Here is a 23423-nt window from a genome sequence, read left to right as displayed (position 1 = left end):
TGTTCAATGTCAAAATCACCCTCTAAAGTGACCAAGAAAAGCGAGTCAAAATCGGTAAGCCGCGCCCCCGCCACGGGCATTGAATCTTCACAGCCAGGCCTGGGGGATCTTGCGCCCGGCGATCGTATTTATCAGCCTTCGCCACAACCGACACCGCCAGGAAAAGAACCGACAGCGTCCGGCAGTGCGAAGAGTCCGGAAAATACCAATGCCAAACTCGATGCATTAGAACGCCACCGCAAAAATGGTGAAAAACAGCCGCTGACCACCAATCAGGGCACCAAAATCTCTGATGATCAGAACTCGCTGAAAGCCGGAAACCGTGGCCCGACACTGCTTGAAGATTTCATTCTCCGTGAAAAAATTACTCACTTCGACCATGAGCGTATTCCCGAACGTATCGTTCATGCGCGGGGCGCTGCAGCGCACGGTTATTTCCAGCCCTATCGCAGTATGAAGGCGGTGACCAAAGCCAGCTTCCTGTCTGATCCTGAAAAGAAAACGCCGGTATTTGTGCGTTTCTCTACCGTTCAGGGGTCCCGCGGTTCGGCAGATACCGTGCGTGATATCCGCGGCTGGGCGACCAAGTTTTATACCGATGAAGGCATTTACGACCTGGTCGGTAACAATACACCGGTGTTCTTTATTCAGGATGCCCATAAATTCCCTGATTTTGTGCATGCGGTAAAACCCGAACCGCATAACGAAATCCCGCAGGGAGCGAGTGCGCACGATTCCTTCTGGGATTACGTGTCCCTGCAACCGGAAACCCTGCATAACGTGTTCTGGGCGATGTCTGACCGGGGCATTCCGCGCAGTTACCGCACGATGGAAGGTTTTGGCATCCATACTTTCCGTTTCGTGAATGCAAAAGGCAAAGCCACTTTTGTGCGTTTCCACTGGAAACCGCTGGCCGGAAAAGCCTCTCTGTTATGGGATGAAGCGCAGAAACTGGCCGGGAAAGATGCCGATTTCCACCGCCGTGATTTGTGGGAAGCCATCGAAGCCGGAGATTATCCGGAATACGAACTGGGTGTGCAGTTGATCCCTGAAGAAGATGAATTCAAATTTGATTTCGACCTGCTCGACCCGACCAAACTCATCCCTGAAAAACTGGTGCCGGTAGAACTGATCGGCAAAATGGTGCTCAACCGTAACCCCGATAATTTCTTTGCTGAAACCGAGCAAGCCGCGTTCCACCCGGGGCACATTGTGCCGGGCATAGATTTCACCAATGATCCGCTGTTGCAGGGGCGACTGTTCTCTTACACCGACACGCAAATCAGTCGTCTGGGCGGGCCTAATTTCCATGAAATTCCGATTAACCGGCCGACGTGCCCTTTCCATAACTTCCAGCGTGACGGCATGCACCGTCAGGACATTGATACGAATCCGGCGAACTACGAGCCGAATTCCATCAACAATAACTGGCCGAGGGAAACACCTCCGGCAGCGTCCGGCGGTGGCTTTGAAAGTTATCCTGAACGGGTTGATGCAGAAAAAATCCGTCAGCGCAGTCCGTCATTTGCCGAATATTATGCCCATCCGCGCCTGTTCTGGCTGAGCCAGACAACAGCGGAGCAGGATCATATTATCGGCGCTTTCTCATTTGAATTATCGAAGGTGGCGCGGCCGTATATCCGCGAGCGGGTCGTGGATCTGTTAGCGCATGTTGATCAGACGCTGGCGCAGAAAGTGGCGAAAAATCTGGGTATTACCCTTTCCGCTGACACCCTGAAGATCAAGCCGCCGAAGCCCGTGAATGGGCTGAAAAATGATCCGTCGCTGAGTTTGTATGCCAGCGGTAAAGGCACGATCAAAGGGCGGCAGGTGGCGATATTGCTGGGTGAAGGTGTGAATGCGGCGGATGTTCTGGAAACCTTACAGGCACTTCAGGCCGCTGGCGTTCACCCTAAGCTGCTGGCCAGTCACTTAGGGAGTGTGACTGCCGATGATGGTTCTACGTTGCCGGTTGATGCGACGTTTGCCGGATCGCCTTCCATCACCGTTGATGCAGTGATTGTTCCGCATGGGCATATCGACGCACTGCTGATGAATGGCGATGCACGGCATTATGTGCTCGAAGCCTACAAACACCTGAAAGTGGTGGGGCTAAGTGGCGATGCACGCCGCTTCAAATCGCTGCTGGGGCTGACGGATGATGTGCCGGAAGAGGGCGTTGTGGAAGGTGAAAAAGCAGAAGGAGCGTTGCTGAAGGCGTTTCTGAAAGACATGCTCAAACACCGGATCTGGTCGCGCAGTGCGGCGGCAGATGCCGTTCCTGCCTGATTAACTGTAACTGATAAACAGGCAATCCCCGGCAGCGGAGATTGCCTGTTTAAAATTCCCTCACCCCTCCTTATTTTGTGACTTGAATCACAAAATAAATGTATGTGAAATTCCTGTTGTTACATCATAGTGACGACCGTCACGAAATAACGTCACAATGTTCAGTACAGTTGCCGGGTGTTCCTCCTGCCAATAAATGACCTTACACACAGAGGAGTTTGTTATGTCTCAGCCTGAAGTTTTCCATCTTGGCCTGGCCAAAAAAGATTTAAACGGCGCGACGCTGGCGATTGTTCCCGGCGACCCTGAGCGCGTGGAAAAAATTGCCAAATTGATGGAGAACCCGGTTCGTCTGGCTTCCCACCGCGAATTTACCTCATGGCGTGCTGAGCTTGATGGCAAATCTGTGATTGTTTGCTCAACCGGTATTGGTGGCCCTTCGACCTCTATTGCGGTTGAAGAACTGGCGCAACTGGGGATCCGTACTTTCCTGCGAGTCGGCACAACTGGCGCTATCCAGCCACACATCAATGTCGGTGACGTTCTGGTCACGACCGCTGCCGTTCGCCTTGATGGCGCGAGCCTGCACTTTGCGCCGATGGAATTCCCTGCAGTAGCCGATTTTGCCTGCACCACCGCGCTGGTTGCGGCGGCAGAAGCCGTGGGTGCCGCGACGCACATTGGCGTTACCGCCTCTTCTGACACCTTCTATCCGGGTCAGGAACGTTATGACACTTACTCTGGCCGTGTTGTCCGTCGCTTCAAAGAATCGATGAAAGAGTGGCAGGAAATGGGCGTCATGAACTACGAAATGGAATCCGCGACTCTGCTGACCATGTGTGCAAGCCAGGGTCTGCGCGCGGGGATGGTGGCGGGTGTTATCGTGAACCGCACGCAGCAGGAAATCCCTAATGCGGAAACCATGAAAAAGACTGAAAGTCATGCGGTGAAGATTGTTGTAGAAGCAGCCCGCAGGCTTATTTAGTCCCTATAAAACTAAAACAACCACATCACATCATCACATCAATGGGCTGCCTCTGGCGGCCCGTTTTTTTGCCCTGCTAAGCAGATCTGTTAAGGTCATGTTAGTAATCCATCTGGAATAATTGATGAACCTCCTCCCGGATCTCTGACAAAAGGAACTGCATTTTTGACTGTTCACGACCTTCTTGAGTACACCACTACCTTCATCCGCGCCCATCAGGTGTGGGCTGCACCGATCGTTTTCTTTCTGGCTTTTGGTGAGTCTCTGGCATTCCTTTCCCTGCTGCTCCCGGCAACGTTTATCTTGCTGGGACTCGGCGCGCTGATCGGCGAAACCGGTATTCCGTTCTGGCCCATCTGGGCCGCCGCCGCCGCAGGCGCTTTCCTGGGGGACTGGCTTTCTTACTGGATTGGTGCCCGTTATCAGGATCGGGTTGGCAATTTCTGGCCTTTCTCCCGCCATCCGCAAATGCTGGTTCGTGGACATGCTTTCTTTGAAAAATGGGGCATGCCCGGGGCTTTCATTGGCCGCTTCTTTGGCCCGCTTCGTGCCGTTGTGCCACTGGTTGCCGGTATCTGCGGTATGCCGCAAAAATATTTCCAGATTGCGAATGTGACGTCTGCACTCATCTGGGCTTTCGGCATCCTGGCGCCAGGTGCTTTCGGCATTCAGTGGCTGAGCCGCTGGTTTTGAATGCTGCTCTCTGTGGCTGGCTATCGCAAGGGGGCAAATACAGAGAAATTCCTTTTTGGAAGACGTCTCGCAAAGGCTCAATGCAACAGAAAATAGACTGGACATCCATACAGCCTGACATTACCTTGGCCGCAAGAGACTTTAAGAGGGAAATCGCGTGGATATCAGCATCCTGACAGCCCTGGGGGCGGGGTTAGTGGGCTTACTCGTAGGTTGGCTTATCGCCAGCCTGCGCCAACAGCAACAGCAGACGGAGTATGAAACGCAGCGCCGTTTGCTGGAACAATCGCTGGAACAGGCTAAAGCGGAAAATGATACGCACAAAAGCGAGCGGCAATCAGGGCAGCAGCAACTGCGTGAGGCTGAACTTGAGCTGCGAAAACTGCATAGCCTGCAGGCGGCCAGTCAGGAAAAATTACAACTGCTTGCCCACTGGCAAAACGAGTGTGAGCAACTGAATCAGGAACTGCGTGCGCAGCGGGAAATCAACAGCGCGCAGGAAGCAGAGTTGCGTGAGGTTTCAACCCGTCTGGATGAAACCCGCATGGCGGCTGAAGAAAAGCAGCGTCTGCTGATTAACAGCGAACAGCGCCTGAGCAGCCAGTTTGAAAATCTGGCTAACCGGATTTTCGAACAAAATGGCCGCCGTGCCGACGAACAGAACAAGCAAAGTCTCGACAAGTTACTGTTGCCGTTGCGCGAGCAACTGGATGGTTTCCGTCGTCAGGTGCAGGACAGCTTTGGGCAGGAAGCCCGTGAACGCCATACGCTGGCGCATGAGATCCGCAATCTGCAGCAACTGAATGTGGAGATGGCCCGTGAAGCCGTCAACCTGACCAAGGCACTGAAAGGTGACAACAAAACGCAGGGCAACTGGGGGGAAGTGGTGCTGAGCCGCGTGCTCGAGGCTTCCGGTTTACGTGAAGGGCATGAGTACCAGACTCAGGTCAGCGTGCAGGTTGACAGCAACAGCCGGATGCAACCCGATGTGGTCGTCAGGTTACCGCAGAATAAAGACGTAGTGATTGATGCCAAAATGACCCTGGTCGCGTATGAGCGCTATTTCAACAGCGAGGATGACAGCGAGCGGGAAGCGGCGCTCAATGAACATATTGCCTCGGTTCGCGGACATATCCGCCTGCTCGGGCGCAAAGATTACCAGCAACTTCCCGGTCTGCGCAGCCTCGATTATGTGCTGATGTTTATCCCTGTTGAGCCCGCTTTTCTGCTGGCTATCGACCGTGAGCCAGAATTGATTAGCGAAGCGCTCCGGCACAATATTATGCTGGTCAGCCCGACGACCCTGCTGGTGGCGCTGCGAACGATCAGTAACTTGTGGCGCTATGAGCATCAGAGTCAGAACGCCAAACGTATCGCCGACCGCGCGGCACGTCTTTACGACAAACTGCGGCTGTTTGTGGATGACATGGAGTCGATGGGACAAAGTCTCGACAAAGCGCAGGGAAGTTATCGATCCGCGATGAATAAACTCTCGCAAGGCCGTGGTAATCTTATCGGACAGGTGGAAAGTTTCCGCGCGCTGGGTGTTGAAGTTAAACGGCCTATCAGTCCGTCTCTGGCTGAAATAGCGAAAGCGGAAAATGAACCTGAAGACACCGCATCTCTGCCCGATACCTCTGATGCGGAAGAAGAACAGACGCTGAACCCGGGTGAGTTAACTCCCCACCAGCAGACATAGCGGGTCAGAGGGCCTGCACTGTATTTGTGATTCAATGCATGAATTTTTGCAATATGTTGAATCACCATCGGTGATGGGGCTTTCGAACGGGTTCTGATACACTTCTCCCCAAGAGTTCGACTGAAAAAGCAGGCATAAATAATGGAAAAGCAGACGCCGGAAACCACCCATTTTGGTTTTCGTACAGTAGCCAAAGATGAAAAACAGGAAATGGTGGCAGAAGTCTTCCATTCCGTTGCGGCAAAATATGATTTGATGAATGATCTGATGTCTTTCGGTATTCATCGCATCTGGAAACGCTTCACTATTGATTGCAGCGGTGTCCGTCAGGGACAACGTGTGCTGGATCTGGCCGGTGGTACGGGCGATCTGACCGCAAAATTTTCCCGTCTGGTGGGTGAGAAAGGCGAAGTCGTGCTGGCGGATATCAATGATTCCATGCTGAAGATGGGCCGCGAAAAGCTGCGCAATCTTGGCATCGTCGGCAACGTCAGCTACGTTCAGGCGAATGCCGAGGCTCTGCCGTTCCCGGATAACTATTTTGACTGTATCACCATCTCTTTCGGTCTGCGTAACGTGACTGAAAAAGAGAAGGCGCTGCGTTCCATGTTCCGCGTACTCAAGCCGGGCGGGCGTCTGCTGGTACTGGAATTCTCCAAACCGGTGCTGAAGCCGCTGAGCAAAGCTTACGACACCTATTCCTTCCATATTTTACCGCGTATTGGCGAGCTGGTTGCACACGATGCCGAAAGCTACCGGTATCTGGCTGAATCAATCCGTATGCATCCGGATCAGGAAACACTGAAAGGAATGATGGCGGACGCAGGTTTTGAAAATGTGACTTATCACAACCTGACTGGCGGCATTGTGGCGTTACATCGGGGTTTCAAATTCTGATATGAGTATGCCGATGTTGTTAACGCCGTTACTGACTGCCGCTATCGAGACGCCGCTTAATTACCTGCTTTTCAGAGATCGCAGCATGAAGGCGGCGCGGACACGTCTGGCCGGTAAAGTTCTGCGTGTTGAATTGCAGGAACTGAGTACACCACTGACGTTTGTGTTCAGTGAACAGAAAATTGATGTGCTCGGGCAATGGGACGGCGCGGCAGATTGCACCGTCACCTCGAAACTGTCAGTGCTGCATAAGTTACGTGATCGCCAGCAGTTGTCGCCCATGATGCGCAGTGGCGAGCTGGTAGTTGATGGCGATATCGCCCTGGTTCAGCAGTTCTCTGCATTGCTGGATATGGCGGAAATTGAGCCTGCGGAATTTCTGGCACCCTATATCGGTGACATTGCGGCACAGGGGCTGAGTCAGACCGTGCAGGGCGTTTTCAGCTTTTTGCAAAAAGGGTTGAAACACCAGCAGAGCTATGTGGCGCAAACGCTGACTGAAGAGTGGAAAATGGCACCCGGTCCGCTGGAAGTTGTCTGGTTTAGTGATGAGGTTTCCGCACTGGTGTGTGAGCTGGATGCGCTGGATAAACGTATCAAAAAACTGGAGGACAAACCGTGACGCCTAGGGAAATGCGACGTTTATATCTGATTATCCGCATGTTTCTGATCTACGGCCTTGACGAACTGATCCCTAAAATCCGCTTAACGTTACCACTGAGAATTGGTCGTTATCTTTTTTTCTGGTTACCAAATCGTCATAAAGAAAAGCCGTTAGGTGAGCGCATGCGCCTGGCACTGGAACAGCTTGGGCCGGTTTGGATCAAGTTCGGTCAGATGATGTCTACACGCCGCGATCTTTTCCCCCCGCACATAGCCGATCAGCTGGCTTTGCTTCAGGACCATGTTCCGCCGTTTGATGGTGCGAAAGCCCGTCAGCAAATTGATGCCGCGCTGGGTGGCCCGCTGGAAACCTGGTTTGATGAGTTCGATCAGACGCCGCTGGCGTCTGCGTCGATTGCTCAGGTGCACACGGCGATCCTGAAAGAAAACGGCAAACCGGTGGTGCTCAAAGTTATCCGTCCGGATATTTTACCGACCATTGTTGCTGATATCCGTTTGATGTCGCGTCTTGCTGGCTGGCTACCGATTTTGTTACCGGATGGTCGCCGTTTGCGTCCGCGTGAAGTGGTACGTGAGTATGAGAAAACGCTGCTCGATGAACTGAATCTGTTACGTGAAGCCGCGAATGCCATTCAGCTTCGCCGTAACTTTGAAGGTAGCCCGATGCTGTATGTGCCGGAAGTGTACCCGGACTATTGCAGCGAACAATTGATGGTGATGGAACGTATTTACGGGATCCCTGTTTCTGATATTGAGGCGCTGAAAAAACAGGGCACCAATATGAAATTGCTGGCGGAGCGCGGTGTACAGGTCTTCTTCACTCAGGTTTTTCGCGACAGTTTCTTCCATGCGGATATGCATCCGGGCAATATTTTTGTGAGCTACGAAACGCCTGAAGATCCTTGCTACATAGGCATTGATTGCGGCATAGTTGGTTCGCTCAATAAGGAAGACAAGCGCTATCTGGCGGAGAATTTCATCGCGTTCTTTAACCGTGATTACCGCAAAGTAGCTGAATTGCATGTCGATTCCGGCTGGGTCCCGCGAGATACCAACGTTGAAGAATTCGAATTTGCAATTCGGACAGTGTGTGAACCGATTTTTGAGAAACCGCTGGCGGATATTTCCTTCGGTAACGTATTGTTAAATCTGTTTAATACGGCTCGCCGTTTTAATATGGAAGTCCAGCCTCAGTTGGTGTTGCTGCAAAAGACACTGTTGTATGTAGAAGGCCTCGGGCGTCAGCTTTATCCTCAACTGGATTTGTGGACAACGGCGAAACCTTTCCTCGAAAGCTGGGTTCGTGATCAGGTGGGTCTGCCGGCGATGATCCGCGCACTGAAAGAGCGTGCGCCGTTCTGGATTGAGAAAATGCCTGAACTGCCAGATTTGGTTTATCAGAGCCTGCATCAGCACAAGCTGTTGCAATACAACATTGAGAAGCTTTCCTCCCAGATCCATAACCAGAGTTCCCGTCAGGGGCAGTCTCGTTATTTGTTGGGAATGGGTGCGACGCTGTTACTGAGCGGAACCCTCTTACTGTTGGGTGGCGTTAAGGTTTACCCCGCCTGCCTGATGGCAGCCGGTGTTGTTTCCTGGTTAATCGGATGGAAGCGCGCCAGCTGAGCAAATTGTTTTAAATCGAATGCCGTTTGCGGACGGCAATAAATGTCGTTCCTTCCTGTTTGAGGTGAAAATAATGGGTGGTATTAGTATTACAAAAATCCTGATCCTCGTTGTTCTTGTGGTACTGCTGTTCGGTACGAAGAAACTGCGTGGTCTGGGTTCTGATCTGGGTGCTTCCATCAAAGGCTTCAAAAAAGCCATGAGTGACGACGACAGCCAGTCAAAAACTAAAGACGCTGACGTTTCTCCCACTGATGCTGATTTCGTAGCAAAGTCTGTTGAAAGCAAGCCAGAAGCGAAAGCAGAAGACACCAAGAGCCAAAACAAAGAGCAGGTATAAGCCGTGTTCGATATTGGATTTAGTGAACTGCTGCTGGTATTGGTGATTGGCCTGGTTGTCCTCGGGCCCGAGCGTTTACCTGTAGCAGTCAGAACAGTAGCAGGCTGGATCCGTACGCTTCGTGCCATGGCTGCTTCAGTTCAAAGCGAATTGTCGCAGGAACTGAAACTCCAGGAATTGCAGGATAGCCTGAAGAAAGCGGAAGAAGCCGGTCTGAAGAATCTCACGCCAGAAATCAAAGCGTCTATGGACGAGTTGAAAGAAGCCGCAGAATCTATGAAGCAGTCGATCAATTCAGGATTGAATCCTGCAGAGAAAGCTGTGGAAGAAGCCAAAGCGGAAGGCAACACCATCCACAACCCTGTTCTGGATGAAGCTGAAGCGCACCATGATGCGGGTGTCTCTCCTGCTGCTGCCGACAATGTGGTTTCTGCACCGGCAACGGCACCGCAAAGTGCTGTTGATGCCGCTCTGGCCTCAAATAAAACGGCGCATGTTGCGGCTGAAAAGCTGACGGCCTCGGCGGAACACGCGGCTGACGCTTCTGTTGACGTTTCACCGGTTGTGAAAACTGCTGCTGAAGCCCCTGTGGCTGAACCCGCAGCACCGGCTAAACCGGCTTCATCAACTCAAACGACAGGCGAGCGTTAAACATGGCAGTTGAAGATACACAACCCCTTATCAGTCATCTGATTGAGCTGCGTAAGCGCCTGTTAAATGCCATTATCTGCATTATTGTGGTGTTTTTAGCGCTGGTTTATTTCGCAAATGACATCTATCAGTTGGTGGCTTCACCGCTGATCAAACAAATGCCGCTGGGCGCGAGCATGATTGCGACTGACGTCGCGTCGCCGTTCTTTACGCCTATCAAACTGACCATGATTGTCTCGGTGTTTGTCTCTGCACCGTTCATTTTGTATCAGGTCTGGGCATTTGTGGCTCCGGCGCTCTACAAACACGAACGCCGTCTCATGATGCCGCTGCTGTTTTCAAGCTCCGCGTTATTTTATCTCGGTGTGGCGTTTGCTTATTTCGTCGTGTTTCCGCTGGCGTTTGCTTTCTTTGCGAAAACTGCACCGGCTGGCGTGCAGATAGCCACCGACATTAACAACTATCTCGATTTCGTGATGGCGTTGTTTATGGCGTTTGGCGTCTCCTTCGAAGTGCCTATCGCGATTGTGTTGCTTTGCTGGAGTGGTGTAACGACACCCGAAGACTTGAAAAAGAAACGTCCGTATGTGCTGGTCGGGGCTTTTGTGGTCGGGATGTTGTTAACACCGCCGGATGTGTTCTCGCAAACATTGCTGGCCATTCCAATGTACCTGTTGTTTGAAATCGGCGTGTTCTTTGCCCGTTTCTATGTCGGAGGCCGTCGCCGGTCGGACGTCGACAACGAGACCGATCCGGATCAGCCTGCTTAAAGTTTCTTTCGTTATACATAGAAACCGCCCTGTTGGGCGGTTTCTGTTTCAGGACTCCCCATGTTTGAAATCGGTATAAATCTCACCAGCAGTCAGTTTGATAAAGATCGGCTGCAGGTAGTGGAAAGAGCCAGAACTGCCGGTCTGAGCGGCATGTTGATCACCGGAACGTCAGCGCAGGAAAGTGTCGAAGCGCAGAAAATGGCGGATGAGCATCCTGATTTTTGCTGGTCGACGGCGGGCGTGCATCCGCATCAGGCAAGTCACTGGAATGCGCAGGTTGAAGCCGGTATCCGTGAGCTTGCAGTGTTACCCAATGTTGTGGCTATCGGTGAGTGCGGGCTGGATTTCAATCGCAACTTTTCTCCGGCAGATCGACAGGAAGCGGCTTTCACGGCACAGCTGGCGCTGGCGAAAGAATTACAGTTGCCGGTGTTTCTGCATTGTCGTGATGCTGGTGAGCGCTTCGCCACGTTGCTGAAACCCTGGCTGTCCGATTTGCCGGGCGGCGTGGTTCATTGTTTCACCGGCACCCGTCAGGAGCTTGAGTTGTATTTATCTCTCGGACTGTCGATTGGTATCACCGGTTGGGTGTGCGATGAGCGTCGCGGGCTGGAATTACGTGACATGCTGCCGCTGATCCCTGCGGACAGGTTAATGCTTGAAACCGATGCACCGTATTTACTGCCGCGTGATATGGAAAACAAGCCGAAAAACCGCCGCAATGAACCGGCTTTCCTGCCGCATATTGTTAAACAGGTCGCGCTGTGGCGCGGGGAAGATCCTCAGTGGCTGGCAGATATCACGGATGACAATGCACGTAAACTTTTTGCATTGTCCGCGCGCCGCTGAACCCAATGATAAAGGCACCTTTAACGGTGCCTTTATCATTTGTACTGGGCGGAGATGCCGGTCAGATTTTTTGGAAGTGCGTATTTTCGATGCTCTGACGAACCGGCTGGTTGATGAGGTTAAGCATCAGCAGTGAACGTGCTTCGCCGTCCGGTTCAGTATAAATCGCTTCGATACCGGCAAAAATCCCGTCGGTAATCACCACCTGATCGCCTTCATACGGCGTATCAGGATCACGAATTTCAATTGTTGGTGGCTCCATCAACTGTTTGATGACATCAGGCTGGACGGTGGCCAGTTTCGCACCAAAGCGGATGAAGTGGCTGACGCCACGCGTTGCGTTGATCGTCGTGGTATGGATCCGCTCAGGGTCGAACTCGATGAACATGTAATTTGGAAACAGTGGCTCGCTGACCGCAGTGCGGCGTCCGCGCACCAGTTTTTCCAGTGTGATCATCGGCGTCAGGCAGTTAACGTTCTGGCGTTCAAGATGTTCTTTTGCGCGAAGAAGCTGACCACGTTTGCAATAGAGTAAATACCAGGATTCCATAGTTTCCCACATAAAAGCGTTGAGCGGGGCAGCATACCAAAAGCCGCTCATGAGATACAGACAGTGCAAGTCTATGCAGACGTTTGCTGATTGTCGGCCCGTTATCTTTTATTATCGGAGAAAAGCGCGTTCTTATCCCCTCTATTAATCCTATTTTATCAGGAGAAATCTCATGGAGCTGTTTTTACTGAGTAACGGCAAGCTTTCAGGTGAATCTGAGTTACTGGGTTACGCTAAAACGCGCATCCAGACTATGTTTGAGGCACACAATATCACCTCTGCCGTGCTGGTCCCCTACGCCCTGATCCGCAGTGATTACGATGCCCGCGCCTTGGAACTTTCTGATACGTTGGGCATTCGCGTCAGTAGCATTCATCATGCAGAAAATCCTGCTGAAGCTATTGCCGGCGCACAATGCATTTTGATCAGCGGCGGGAATACCTGGATGCTTAATCAGATGCTGCATGAACATAGCCTGATCGTACCAATTCAGCGGGCAGTGCGTGAGCGCAATGTGCCTTATGTTGGCTGGAGTGCGGGTTGTAATGTCGCCACGCCAAGCATCCGCACCACCAATGATATGCCTGTTCGCAACTCTGTGGTTCTGCCTGCTCTCGGCCTGTTCCCGGTGCAAATCAATCCGCATTACATCGATGCCCATTTAAGCGGTCATATGGGCGAAACCCGTGATGAGCGCATTGCGGAATTCTGCGCGGTTAACCCGTCTGAATCAGTGATTGCGTTGCGTGAAGGCAGCCTGTTGCAGGTGTCCGGCAATGATCTGAGTTACTTCAGTGCTAAAAATCAGGGGTTTAAGGTTTTCCGCCACGGGCAAGACACACAGGAATATCAGGATACTCAGGCGCTCCAGCCTCTGGTGTCTTTTAACTGCGTGTGATTGTCGTCGCGATATAACTTCCGCACCGTCAGACCAAAAATACCCGGGCTGACGGTTATACTGCTTTTTCGTTATCAGACTTTACTTACCAATAAGAAATTTACTGATAACAAACTTGCTGATAACAAAAAAGCAGCAACAACTCTGGAGAGGCTCTATAATGCTCTCCTTCAACCTGGCGACTCAGAATCAGCATGAAATACCGTGATTTACGTGACTTCCTCTCGTTACTCGAAAAGAGAGGCCAACTGAAACGCATTAGCCAGTCAGTTGACCCTTATCTGGAAATGACCGAAATTGCCGATCGTACCCTGCGTGCAGGTGGTCCGGCGCTTTTGTTCGAAAATCCTAAAGGCTACGACATGCCGGTTTTGTGCAATTTATTCGGCACACCTCAGCGTGTGGCGATGGGCATGGGCAAAGAAGATGTCAGTGCGTTGCGGGAAGTCGGTGAATTACTGGCGTTTCTGAAAGAACCTGAGCCGCCACGCGGTTTTCGTGATTTATACGACAAAGCGCCGAAGTTTAAACAAGTGCTGAACATGCCGACCAAAATGCTGCATTCGGCACCTTGTCAGCAGCAGATTTGGGAAGGCGATGCGGTCGATATCACCAAAATTCCGGTGATGCAGTGCTGGCCGGAAGATGCGGCCCCGCTCATCACCTGGGGCCTGACTGTGACTCGTGGCCCGAACAAGCCGCGTCAAAATCTGGGCATTTATCGTCAGCAGGTGTTGGGTAAAAATAAAGTGATCATGCGCTGGTTGTCCCATCGGGGCGGCGCGCTCGATTTCCAGGAATGGTGCCAGCAGAATCCGGGCCAGCGTTTTCCGGTTTCCGTGGCGCTGGGTGCCGATCCGGCAACGATTCTTGGCGCTGTGACGCCGGTGCCCGATACGCTGTCTGAATATGCCTTTGCCGGGTTGTTGCGTGGTAACAAAACGGAAGTGGTGAAATGTATTTCCAACGATCTGGAAGTGCCTGCCAGCGCCGAGATTGTGCTTGAAGGGTATATCGAGCCGGGTGAAATGGCACCGGAAGGCCCTTATGGCGACCACACCGGCTACTATAATGAAGTGGATAGCTTCCCGGTGTTTACCATTACGCACATGACGCAGCGAAAAGATGCCATCTATCATTCGACCTACACCGGCCGTCCGCCGGATGAACCTGCGGTTCTGGGTGTGGCGTTGAATGAAGTGTTTGTGCCAATCCTGAAAAAACAGTTTCCGGAAATTGTTGATTTCTATCTGCCGCCTGAGGGTTGCTCCTACCGTCTGGCTGTCGTTACCATGAAGAAGCAATACGCCGGTCATGCTAAACGCGTGATGATGGGGGTCTGGTCATTCCTGCGTCAGTTTATGTACACCAAGTTTGTGATTGTGTGCGACGACGATGTGAATGCCCGCGACTGGAACGACGTTATTTGGGCGATCACCACCCGGATGGATCCCGCGCGGGATACGGTTCTGGTGGAAAATACCCCGATTGATTATCTCGATTTTGCCTCTCCGGTTTCGGGGCTTGGCTCAAAAATGGGGATGGATGCGACCAACAAATGGCCGGGTGAAACGCAGCGTGAATGGGGACGTCCGATTGTGAAAGATCCGGAAGTCACCGCGCGTATCGATGCTATTTGGGATGAACTCGCTATTCTTAATGATAAAGACGATGCGAAAAAATAATCGAATCTTTGTCCTACGCTTTGCTTTGATGACCCACAGAGGGAACGCATGACAACATTGAGCTGTAAAGTGACCTCGGTTGAGGCGATAACGGATACGGTGTATCGCGTCCGCTTGGTTCCGGAAGCGCCTTTCTCGTTCCGCGCGGGTCAGTATCTTATGGTGGTAATGGATGAGCGTGACAAGCGCCCGTTCTCGCTGGCCTCGACGCCGGCTCAACACAATGTGATTGAGCTGCACATCGGCGCGTCTGAACTGAATTTGTACGCGATGGCCGTGATGGATCGCATTTTGAAAGAACAGGCAATCACCGTTGATATTCCGCACGGCGATGCCTGGCTACGTGAAGACGGCGAGCGTCCTCTGGTGCTGATTGCCGGTGGCACCGGCTTCTCCTACGTCCGTTCGATTCTTATCACCGCACTTGAGCAGCAACCGCACCGCGATATCTCCATTTACTGGGGCGGGCGTGAACTGAAGCATCTGTACGATCTTGGTGAGCTGGAAGCGATGAGCATTAATCATCCGAACCTGAAGGTGATCCCGGTAGTTGAACAGCCGGAAGAGGGCTGGCAGGGCAGAAGCGGTACCGTGCTGAGCGCGGTTTTACAGGATTTCTCTTCACTGGCTGAGTACGACATTTATATCGCCGGTCGTTTTGAGATGGCTAAAATCGCCCGTGAACGTTTTGTCGCCGAGCGCGGTGCGCAGGAAGACCGTCTGTTTGGTGATGCTTTCTCTTTCATCTGATTGAACAATGAAAAAGCCCGCCCCTGACAGGCGGGAAAACGGCAACTAAAACAGGCAGAACACATTGATGAAAGCGGGCTAAATGCCCGCTTTTTTGCTTTTGCACAAAGAGAGAATCAGATGCGTTCGAAAACGGTCGCAATGCCCTGACCTAAACCGATACACATGGTCGCAACGCCAAACTGGACGTCGCGGCGCTCCATCAGGTTCAGCAGTGTGGTGGAAATACGTGAGCCGGAGCAGCCGAGCGGGTGACCGAGCGCAATGGCACCGCCGTTCAGGTTGACGCGATCCTCCATAGTTTCCAGCAGTCCCAAATCTTTCACACACGGCAAGGCTTGTGCGGCGAAGGCTTCGTTCAGTTCGAACAGACCGATGTCTTGCACGCTCAGTCCGGCGCGTTTCAGAGCCAGACGCGTTGCTGGCACCGGGCCATAACCCATAATGGACGGGTCGCAGCCCACCACCGCCATGGCGCGGATGCGGGCACGGGCTTTCAGACCTAAAGATTTGGCACGGGATTCACTCATCAGCAACATTGCCGATGCGCCGTCGGAGAGGGCAGAAGAAGTTCCCGCCGTGACAGTGCCATTCACCGGATCGAACGCCGGGCGTAAAGCTGCCAGTGTGGCGACCGTCGTTTCCGGGCGGATCACTTCGTCGAAATCATAACGGGTCAGAACGCCATCGGCGTTATGGCCTTCGGTCGGCACAATTTCGTTAGCGAAATGCCCGTCTACGGTGGCTGCATGAGCACGCTGATGTGAACGTGCGGCAAATTCATCCTGCATTTCACGGCTGATCTGGTGCATTTTTGCCAGCATTTCCGCCGTCAGTCCCATCATCCCTGCGGCTTTCGCTACGGTTTTGCTCAGCCCCGGATGGAAATCCACACCATGATTCATCGGCACATGACCCATATGTTCCACACCGCCGATCAGGCTGACCTGTGCGTCACCGACCATAATGGCGCGGGCGGCGTCATGCAGCGCCTGCATGGAAGAACCGCACAGACGGTTGACCGTAGTCGCGGGAACACTGTGCGGTATTTCCGCCAGCAGCGCCGCGTTACGGGCAATGTTGAAGCCTTGTTCCAGCGTCTGCTGGACGCAGCCCCAGTAAATATCATCAATATCTTTGGCGTTCAGCGCCGGATTACGGGCCAGTACGGCACGCATCAGATGCGCGGAGAGATCTTCAGCCCTGACATGGCGGAATGCGCCGCCTTTTGAACGGCCCATTGGCGTGCGGACTGCGTCAACAATGACTACGTTTTCCATGATTTCGGTCCTTATGCCTGATTACCGGTGCTGAAGTTTTCCAGCGGAGCGGCAACCGGATAGTAACTTTCATTGGTTTGCGCTTTAGCGCGTAGCCCTTCCGGTGCCTGATACATCGGCCCCAGATGTGCGTACTGTTCGGTCATTTTCAGATACTCAGTGGTGCCGAGGGTATCAAGATAACGGAACGGGCCGCCGTGGAAAGGAGGGAATCCGATGCCGTAAACCAGCGCCATGTCGGCTTCGGCCGGGCTGGCAATAATGCCTTCCTCAAAGCAGCGCACCACTTCGTTAATCATCGGAATCATCATGCGGGCGATGATGTCCTGCGGTGAGAAGTCAGTGTGTGCTGGTTTCAGGTTGTCGGCCAGCAGACTGATCGCCTGTTCGTCAACTTCCTTGCGCGGCTTGCCTTTGCTGTCTTCGCTGTAACGGTAGAAACCGAGTTGATTTTTCTGCCCAAAACGACGGTTATCAAACAGCACATCAACAGCGTCACGGTAATCCCGCGCCATGCGCTCAGGAAAACCGGCGGCCATCACGGCCTGGGCGTGATGCGCGGTGTCGATGCCGACCACATCCAGCAGATAAGCCGGACCCATCGGCCAGCCGAACTGTTTTTCCATCACTTTGTCGATCTGGCGGAAATCAGCGCCATCACGCAGTAACAGACTGAAACCGGAGAAATACGGGAACAGTACGCGGTTGACGAAGAATCCCGGGCAGTCGTTGACCACGATAGGCGTTTTACCCATCGCCAGTGCGTAAGAAACGATGCGCGAAATCGTTTTGTCTGAGGTTTTCTCACCACGCACGATTTCGACCAGCGGCATACGATGCACCGGGTTGAAGAAGTGCATACCACAGAAGTTTTCCGGGCGTTTGAGCGAAGACGCCAACAGATCGATAGGAATGGTCGAGGTATTCGAGGCCAGAACGGTATCGGTGCCGAGCAGAGATTCCGCTTCCGCCAGCACCGCGGCCTTCACTTTAGGATTCTCGACCACGGCTTCAACGACCACAGAGGCACGTTCGATGCCGCTGTAATCCAGCGTCGGATGAATGGTCGACAGCACTTTAGCCATTTTCAGACCGTCGAGTTTACCGCGCTCCAGTTGCTTGTTCAGCAACTTGGCAGCCTCGTTCATGCCGAGCGTCAGGGACTGGTCGTTGATATCTTTCATCACAACCGGCACGCCTTTCAGCGCAGACTGGTAGGCGATCCCGCCGCCCATAATGCCCGCGCCCAATACGGCGGCCTGTTTCGGTTTTTCGCTGTCTTGCGCCAGTTTTTTGGCTTTGCTTTTCACAAACTGATCGTTAAGGAAAATACTGACCAGTGCGCGGGCTTCTTTTGATTGTGCGAGCGGCACAAAGCTGGCGGTTTCCAGCTGCAACGCTTCATCACGACCCAGACGGGCCGCGGCTTCTATGGTTTTCACCGCGCTCATGGGCGCCGGATAGTGTTTACCGGCATTTTGCATGACCATACTTTTGGCGACGCTGAAGCTCATCGCCGCTTCAATCTGGCTGAGTTTCAACGGCAGACGTTTAGGATCACGACGGTTATGCCATTCCAGTTTGCCGTCAACGGCGTTTCTCAGCATGCTGATGCCAGCGTCGCGCAGTTTATCGGCTTCAACCACTGCATCGACCAGCCCGACTTTCAGGGCCTCTTTTCCGCTGATATTTTTACCGGCGGCGATAATTTCCAGCGCACTATCGGTCCCAATCAGACGTGGCAGACGTACGGAACCGCCGAAGCCCGGCATAATCCCTAAACTGGTTTCCGGCAGGCCAATCCGGGCATCGGCAGTGCTGATACGAAAATCTGTCGCCAGCACGCATTCGCAACCGCCGCCCAGCGCATAACCGCTGATGGCAGAAAGTGTCGGTACCGGCAGGTCTTCCAGCCGGTTAAAAATGCTGTTGGCGAAATCCAGCCATTCATGCAGTTTTTCGGCTGGCGCGTTGAACAGGGATAAAAATTCGGTGATATCCGCGCCCACGATAAACGCTGGTTTGGCCGAACTGAGCAGCAGACCTTTCAGGTCAGACTGTTTTTCAAGTACTGCAATGGCTTCGCCCAGGCTGGCGACAGTTTGGGTGTCGAGTTTGTTGACCGAGCCTGGAGCATCAAACACCAGCTCCGCGATACCGCCGTCGAGCCAGTGCAGGTGTAGTGTTTCGCCTTGGTAGAGCATGTGTCTCTCCTGAATCATCTGGGATGATCTGGTATGACCAGATGTTTTGGAGTGTGGTTTTTATGTTAATAATTTGCAAATGAGATGTGTTTTATTTGCAGGCAAGATCACAAACCTTCCGGGACTATGGTCGCGGTGAGGCTGTGGTAAGATGCTGCATCGTCATTCAGGTGAAAAAAGGACAGTTGGATGGAATCGCTTACTACGCTTTATAAAGAACATATCGCCACGCTGCAGACGCGTGCCCGTGAAATTCTGCAACGTTCTCAGCTTGATGCGTTACTGATTCACTCCGGTGAGTTGCTGACGACCTTCCTTGATGACCACAGTTATCCCTTCAAAGTCAATCCGCAGTTCAAAGCCTGGGTGCCGGTCACCAAAGTGCCGAACTGCTGGTTGTGGGTGGATGGCGTGAATGCGCCGAAGCTGTGGTTCTATTCTCCGGTGGATTACTGGCACAGCCATGAGCCGCTGCCGGAGTCCTTCTGGACGAAAGAGATTTCCCTGACGCCGCTGGCCAACGCTGACGATATCAAAGGCCAGTTGCCGGTTGATCTCAAACGTGTGGGTTACATCGGTTACAGTCAGGAACGTGCGATCAGCATGGGTATCCCTGCGGCGAACGTGAATCCGAAAGTGGTACTGGATTTCCTGCATTATCATCGCGCTTACAAAACAGACTATGAACTGGCCTGTATGCGTGAAGCGCAGAAAGTCGCGGTCAGTGGCCATCGCGCGGCGAAAGAAGCGTTCCTTTCCGGCATGAGCGAATTTGATATCAATCTGGCGTATCTCACTGCTACCGGTCATCGTGATACCGATGTGCCTTACAGCAACATTGTCGCGCTCAATGAACACGCTTCCGTACTGCATTACACTACGCTCGATAATCAGCCGCCTGCCGAAATGCACAGCTTCCTGCTTGATGCCGGTGCAGAATATAACGGTTATGCCGCCGATCTGACGCGTACCTATGCCGCAAAACCGGACAGTGATTTTGCAGCACTCGTGAAAGATCTCAATACGGAAGAACTTGCGTTAATTGATACGATTAAAGCCGGTGTGCGCTATACCGACTATCATGTTCAGATGCATCACCGTATCGCCAAATTGTTGAAAGCGCATAAGCTGGTGGTGGATATTAGTGAAGACGCCATGGTGGAACAGAACCTGACCGGGCCTTTCCTGCCGCATGGTCTGGGGCATCCGCTGGGGTTACAGGTTCACGATGTCGCCGGGTTTATGCAGGATGATACCGGCACGCATCTGGCCGCGCCTTCGCAATATCCCTACCTGCGTTGTACCCGTGTGATTGAGCCAGGCATGGTGCTGACTATCGAGCCGGGTTTGTATTTCATCGATTCGTTGCTGTTACCGTGGCGCGAAGGGCAGTTTAGCAAACACTTTGCCTGGGATCGCATCAATGCCATGAAGTCATTTGGCGGCATTCGTATCGAAGACAACATTGTCATCCACGATAATCGTATCGAAAATATGACACGTGATCTGAAGCTGGCCTGATGCAGCCTTATCCCGTCCCCGCTGAGCCTGTCAGTTTCAGCGAAGAAATAAAGAAGAGTCGCTTCATCACCCTGCTGGCGAGAACTGAGGGAGTTGAAGTGGCAAAGGCTTTTATTCAGGAGGTCAGAAACCAGCATCCGGCAGCGCGTCATCACTGCTGGGCGTTTGTAGCTGGCGCGCCTGCTGATTCTCAGCAACTGGGCTTTTCTGATGATGGCGAACCGGCGGGCACAGCCGGTAAACCGATCTTAAGTCAGCTGATGGGAAGCGGAGTCGGGGAGATCACCGCCGTCGTGGTGCGTTATTACGGTGGCATAATGCTGGGTACTGGCGGGTTAGTGAAAGCCTACGGCGGCGGTGTTCAGCAGGCATTAAAACAACTTATCGTGCAGCAAAAGGTTCCGCTGGCGGAGTTCGCGGTGCAGTGTGATTACAGCCAGTTACAGCTGGTGGAAACGCTGCTTTTGCAGGTTGGCGGGCATATTTTACGCAGTGAATACGGCGCGGCGGTGGATCTCGTTCTGGCGTTGCCTGCCGCAGATGCACCGGCAACCGTCAGCCATTTGTTCGATATCAGCCGTGGCACGCTAATCCTGCGTCCGGTTTCTTAAATTTTTCTATGGTTAATTCGCTGAGGAACGCACCAGCATGCATTTTCGTGCCATAACACGCATTGTGGGGGTGCTCGTCATCCTTTTCTCGGGAACGATGATTATTCCCGGTCTGGTCGCTTTAATTTACCGCGATGGTGCGGGGCGTGCGTTCAGTCAGACCTTCTTTGTCGCCCTGGCGATTGGGTTATTTCTCTGGCTGCCAAACCGGAAGCAGAAAAGTGAGCTGAAGCCACGGGAAGGTTTCCTGATTGTGGTGCTGTTCTGGACGGTGCTGGGCAGCGTCGGGGCATTGCCTTTTCTGTTCTCCGAGCGGCCGAATCTTTCCCTTACCGATGCTTTCTTTGAATCTTTCTCCGGCCTGACGACGACGGGCGCGACCACGCTGGTCGGGCTGGATTCTTTGCCGAAAGCGATTCTCTTCTACCGGCAGATGCTGCAATGGTTTGGTGGTATGGGGATCATTGTGCTCGCGGTAGCCATTCTGCCGATATTGGGGGTCGGCGGAATGCAGTTGTATCGCGCCGAAATGCCGGGGCCGCTGAAAGATAACAAGATGCGCCCGCGTATCGCCGAAACAGCAAAAACGCTGTGGCTTATCTATGTGCTGCTGACCATCGCCTGTGCGCTGGCATTATGGGGCGCCGGTATGCCGGTCTTTGATGCCATCAGCCACAGTTTCTCGACTATCGCTATCGGTGGCTTCTCGACGCATGATGCCAGCATCGGCTATTTCCATAGCGGAACGATTAATACCATTGTGGCGGTATTCCTGTTGATCTCCGGCTGTAACTACGGCCTGCACTTTGCGGTGCTGAGCGGGCGAAACCTCAAGGTATACTGGCGTGATCCGGAATTTCGCATGTTTATCGGCGTGCAGTTCACGCTGGTCGTCATCTGCACGGTGATTCTGTGGATCCACAATACCTACGGCTCGCCGCTGGAAACGCTCAATCAGGCATTCTTCCAGGTGGTATCAATGGCCACCACCGCAGGCTATACCACTGACAGTATTTCCAAATGGCCGCTGTTCCTGCCGCTTCTATTATTGTGCTCTGCTTTTATTGGTGGTTGTGCCGGTTCAACGGGCGGCGGTCTTAAAGTGATCCGTATTCTTTTGCTTTATTTACAGGGTTCGCGCGAGCTGAAAAGGCTGGTTCACCCGAATGCGGTTTACACCATCAAATTGGGTAACCGCGCGTTGCCTGAACGTATCATAGAAGCGGTATGGGGTTTCTTCTCCGCTTACGCGCTGGTATTTATTGTCAGCATGCTGGCGATTGTTGCCACCGGTGTGGATAACTTCTCCGCCTTTGCTGCGGTTACCGCCACACTCAATAACCTTGGCCCGGGGCTGGGGGTGGTGGCTGATAACTTTGCTTCGATGAATTCCGTGGCGAAATGGATCCTGATCGTCACCATGTTGTTTGGTCGTCTGGAAGTCTTCACATTATTAGTGCTGTTCACGCCGACGTTCTGGCGGGAATGAGTTTTAAGAAAGGGAAACAAGTATGAAAGCGTTGATACTCTATTCAAGTCGTGACGGGCAGACACATGCTATCGCTTCTTATATAGCAAGTGAGCTGAAAGAAAAGTGCAACTGCGATGTTGTTGATCTGGTACATGCGGAACATGTCGATTTGACAAGCTATGACCAGGTGATGATCGGCGCTTCTATACGTTACGGTCACTTTAACCCGGTGCTGGATAAGTTCGTTAAAAAACACGCCGAAACTTTGAATCACATGCCGTCGGCTTTTTTCGGCGTCAACCTGACAGCGCGCAAACCCGAAAAACGAACGCCACAGACTAATGCCTATGTACGTAAATTCCTGCTGGCATCCCCGTGGGAACCGGCAATGTGCGGTGTCTTTGCTGGCGCATTACGTTATCCGCGATATCGCTGGTTCGATAAGGTCATGATCCAACTGATTATGCGGATGACAGGTGGTGAAACAGATACCCGTAAAGAAGTGGAATATACCGACTGGCAGCAGGTGGCCAAATTCGCTGAAGATTTTGGGCAAATATCGTATAAAAAATCGCACTAATGCGGGCTTAATAGACGTTCAGGCCAAAAAGAAAGCATTCAGAAAGTTTTTTGAAATTAGGGGTTGCGGCCTTCTGAGAACTCCCTATAATGCGCCTCCACTGACCGGGAACAACGACTCCTCTAACAAGAACCAAGTCGCCCAGTCAGGAAGAATCAACCCGGTGAAAACACCGCATCTTGTAAAAGAAAATGGTTGACTCTTCAGGGAGAAAGAGTATTATCTGCCTCCCACGTTGCTGAGTTAAGTCTCGCAGCGTACGCTCTTTAACAATTTATCAGACAATCTGTGTGGGCACTCACAAGACGATATCAGCCACTTCGGTGGCAAAAAATATCAAGTCTTAGAGTGACCAAGCAGTAATTCATTTAGTTGAATTATTACGAAGTAATCTCTGAGCACCGCTTCACTTGTTGAAGCAAATCGAACTTTTAATTGAAGAGTTTG

General features: G+C 52.5%; 21 protein-coding genes. 18 read left to right on the top strand and 3 right to left on the bottom strand.

The annotated features are described in order from the left end of the window. Positions 1–6 precede the first annotated feature (6 nt). The 11 genes from katE to tatD all read left to right on the top strand — a co-directional run bounded on the left by katE (position 7) and on the right by tatD (position 11426). Positions 7–2289 carry a catalase HPII gene (gene katE, locus LC431_RS24390; RefSeq protein WP_015690570.1) on the top strand — a complete coding sequence of 761 codons (2283 nt, stop codon included), beginning with the start codon at positions 7–9 and terminating at the stop codon, positions 2287–2289. 223 nt (positions 2290–2512) lie between these two features. Continuing rightward, a complete protein-coding gene (udp, locus tag LC431_RS24385) occupies positions 2513–3274 on the top strand; it encodes a uridine phosphorylase (protein WP_013577439.1) in 762 nt (253 codons plus the stop codon). Between the two features lie 165 nt (positions 3275–3439). After that, positions 3440–3967 (top strand): DedA family protein, encoded by a 528-nt coding sequence (locus tag LC431_RS24380; protein ID WP_013577438.1) that lies wholly within the window; start codon positions 3440–3442, stop codon positions 3965–3967. Between the two features lie 157 nt (positions 3968–4124). After that, the gene (gene rmuC, locus LC431_RS24375) at positions 4125–5666 is read left to right on the top strand and encodes a DNA recombination protein RmuC (protein ID WP_013577437.1); all 1542 of its coding nucleotides are present in this window, start codon (positions 4125–4127) and stop codon (positions 5664–5666) included. Positions 5667–5807: 141 nt separating this feature from the next. Continuing rightward, complete coding sequence (ubiE, locus tag LC431_RS24370) at positions 5808–6563, top strand: bifunctional demethylmenaquinone methyltransferase/2-methoxy-6-polyprenyl-1,4-benzoquinol methylase UbiE (protein WP_013577436.1); 756 nt, start codon at positions 5808–5810, stop codon at positions 6561–6563. Between the two features lie 13 nt (positions 6564–6576). After that, positions 6577–7185: an SCP2 domain-containing protein gene (locus tag LC431_RS24365; protein WP_013577435.1), complete on the top strand. Its 609-nt coding sequence runs from the start codon at positions 6577–6579 to the stop codon at positions 7183–7185. Continuing rightward, positions 7182–8813: a ubiquinone biosynthesis regulatory protein kinase UbiB gene (ubiB, locus tag LC431_RS24360; protein WP_013577434.1), complete on the top strand. Its 1632-nt coding sequence runs from the start codon at positions 7182–7184 to the stop codon at positions 8811–8813. Before LC431_RS24365 ends, ubiB begins: the two co-directional genes overlap by 4 nt. Positions 8814–8886: 73 nt before the next feature. After that, positions 8887–9153, top strand: a complete 267-nt coding sequence (gene tatE, locus LC431_RS24355) for a twin-arginine translocase subunit TatE (protein WP_013577433.1) — start codon at positions 8887–8889, stop codon at positions 9151–9153. A 3-nt stretch (positions 9154–9156) separates the two neighbouring features. Continuing rightward, positions 9157–9804: a Sec-independent protein translocase protein TatB gene (gene tatB / locus LC431_RS24350; protein WP_013577432.1), complete on the top strand. Its 648-nt coding sequence runs from the start codon at positions 9157–9159 to the stop codon at positions 9802–9804. Between the two features lie 2 nt (positions 9805–9806). After that, positions 9807–10574 (top strand): Sec-independent protein translocase subunit TatC, encoded by a 768-nt coding sequence (gene tatC / locus LC431_RS24345; protein ID WP_013577431.1) that lies wholly within the window; start codon positions 9807–9809, stop codon positions 10572–10574. Positions 10575–10634: 60 nt separating this feature from the next. After that, entirely contained in the window at positions 10635–11426 is a 792-nt protein-coding gene (tatD, locus tag LC431_RS24340) for a 3'-5' ssDNA/RNA exonuclease TatD (RefSeq protein WP_013577430.1), read from the top strand. Between the two features lie 61 nt (positions 11427–11487). Here the strand turns inward: tatD and rfaH are convergent, their stop codons facing one another. Continuing rightward, positions 11488–11976 carry a transcription/translation regulatory transformer protein RfaH gene (gene rfaH / locus LC431_RS24335; protein WP_015690568.1) on the bottom strand — a complete coding sequence of 163 codons (489 nt, stop codon included), beginning with the start codon at positions 11974–11976 and terminating at the stop codon, positions 11488–11490. Between the two features lie 172 nt (positions 11977–12148). Between rfaH and pepE the strand changes: the two genes are divergently transcribed. From pepE to fre, 3 genes are all read left to right on the top strand, one after another. Further along, positions 12149–12874 carry a dipeptidase PepE gene (pepE, locus tag LC431_RS24330; protein ID WP_013577428.1) on the top strand — a complete coding sequence of 242 codons (726 nt, stop codon included), beginning with the start codon at positions 12149–12151 and terminating at the stop codon, positions 12872–12874. A 194-nt stretch (positions 12875–13068) separates the two neighbouring features. Further along, complete coding sequence (gene ubiD, locus LC431_RS24325) at positions 13069–14559, top strand: 4-hydroxy-3-polyprenylbenzoate decarboxylase (protein WP_112152560.1); 1491 nt, start codon at positions 13069–13071, stop codon at positions 14557–14559. 48 nt (positions 14560–14607) lie between these two features. Next, the gene (fre, locus tag LC431_RS24320) at positions 14608–15309 is read left to right on the top strand and encodes an NAD(P)H-flavin reductase (protein WP_013577426.1); all 702 of its coding nucleotides are present in this window, start codon (positions 14608–14610) and stop codon (positions 15307–15309) included. 116 nt (positions 15310–15425) lie between these two features. Here the strand turns inward: fre and fadA are convergent, their stop codons facing one another. After that, positions 15426–16589: an acetyl-CoA C-acyltransferase FadA gene (gene fadA, locus LC431_RS24315; RefSeq protein ID WP_037035376.1), complete on the bottom strand. Its 1164-nt coding sequence runs from the start codon at positions 16587–16589 to the stop codon at positions 15426–15428. 11 nt (positions 16590–16600) lie between these two features. After that, positions 16601–18793, bottom strand: a complete 2193-nt coding sequence (gene fadB / locus LC431_RS24310; RefSeq protein ID WP_013577424.1) for a fatty acid oxidation complex subunit alpha FadB — start codon at positions 18791–18793, stop codon at positions 16601–16603. Positions 18794–18982: 189 nt separating this feature from the next. Between fadB and pepQ the strand changes: the two genes are divergently transcribed. Genes pepQ through hemG form a run of 4 tightly spaced genes read left to right on the top strand, consistent with a single transcriptional unit; the run spans position 18983 to position 22976 of the window. Beyond that, positions 18983–20314 (top strand): Xaa-Pro dipeptidase, encoded by a 1332-nt coding sequence (gene pepQ, locus LC431_RS24305; RefSeq protein ID WP_013577423.1) that lies wholly within the window; start codon positions 18983–18985, stop codon positions 20312–20314. Continuing rightward, complete coding sequence (locus LC431_RS24300; RefSeq protein ID WP_013577422.1) at positions 20314–20925, top strand: IMPACT family protein; 612 nt, start codon at positions 20314–20316, stop codon at positions 20923–20925. The genes pepQ and LC431_RS24300 overlap by 1 nt, the downstream gene beginning before the upstream one ends. Before the next feature lie 37 nt (positions 20926–20962). Then, positions 20963–22414, top strand: coding sequence for a Trk system potassium transporter TrkH (gene trkH / locus LC431_RS24295; protein ID WP_013577421.1), 1452 nt, complete (start codon positions 20963–20965; stop codon positions 22412–22414). Between the two features lie 22 nt (positions 22415–22436). Then, a complete protein-coding gene (gene hemG, locus LC431_RS24290; RefSeq protein ID WP_223510404.1) occupies positions 22437–22976 on the top strand; it encodes a menaquinone-dependent protoporphyrinogen IX dehydrogenase in 540 nt (179 codons plus the stop codon). Positions 22977–23423: the final 447 nt, after the last annotated feature.

This window comes from Rahnella sp. GSA61A (assembly GCF_019969905.1).
GTDB classification, from domain to species: Bacteria; Pseudomonadota; Gammaproteobacteria; order Enterobacterales; family Enterobacteriaceae; genus Rahnella; species Rahnella aceris.
Note: the sequence above shows the minus strand (reverse complement) of the source record. Positions and strands in the feature narration are given on the sequence as shown.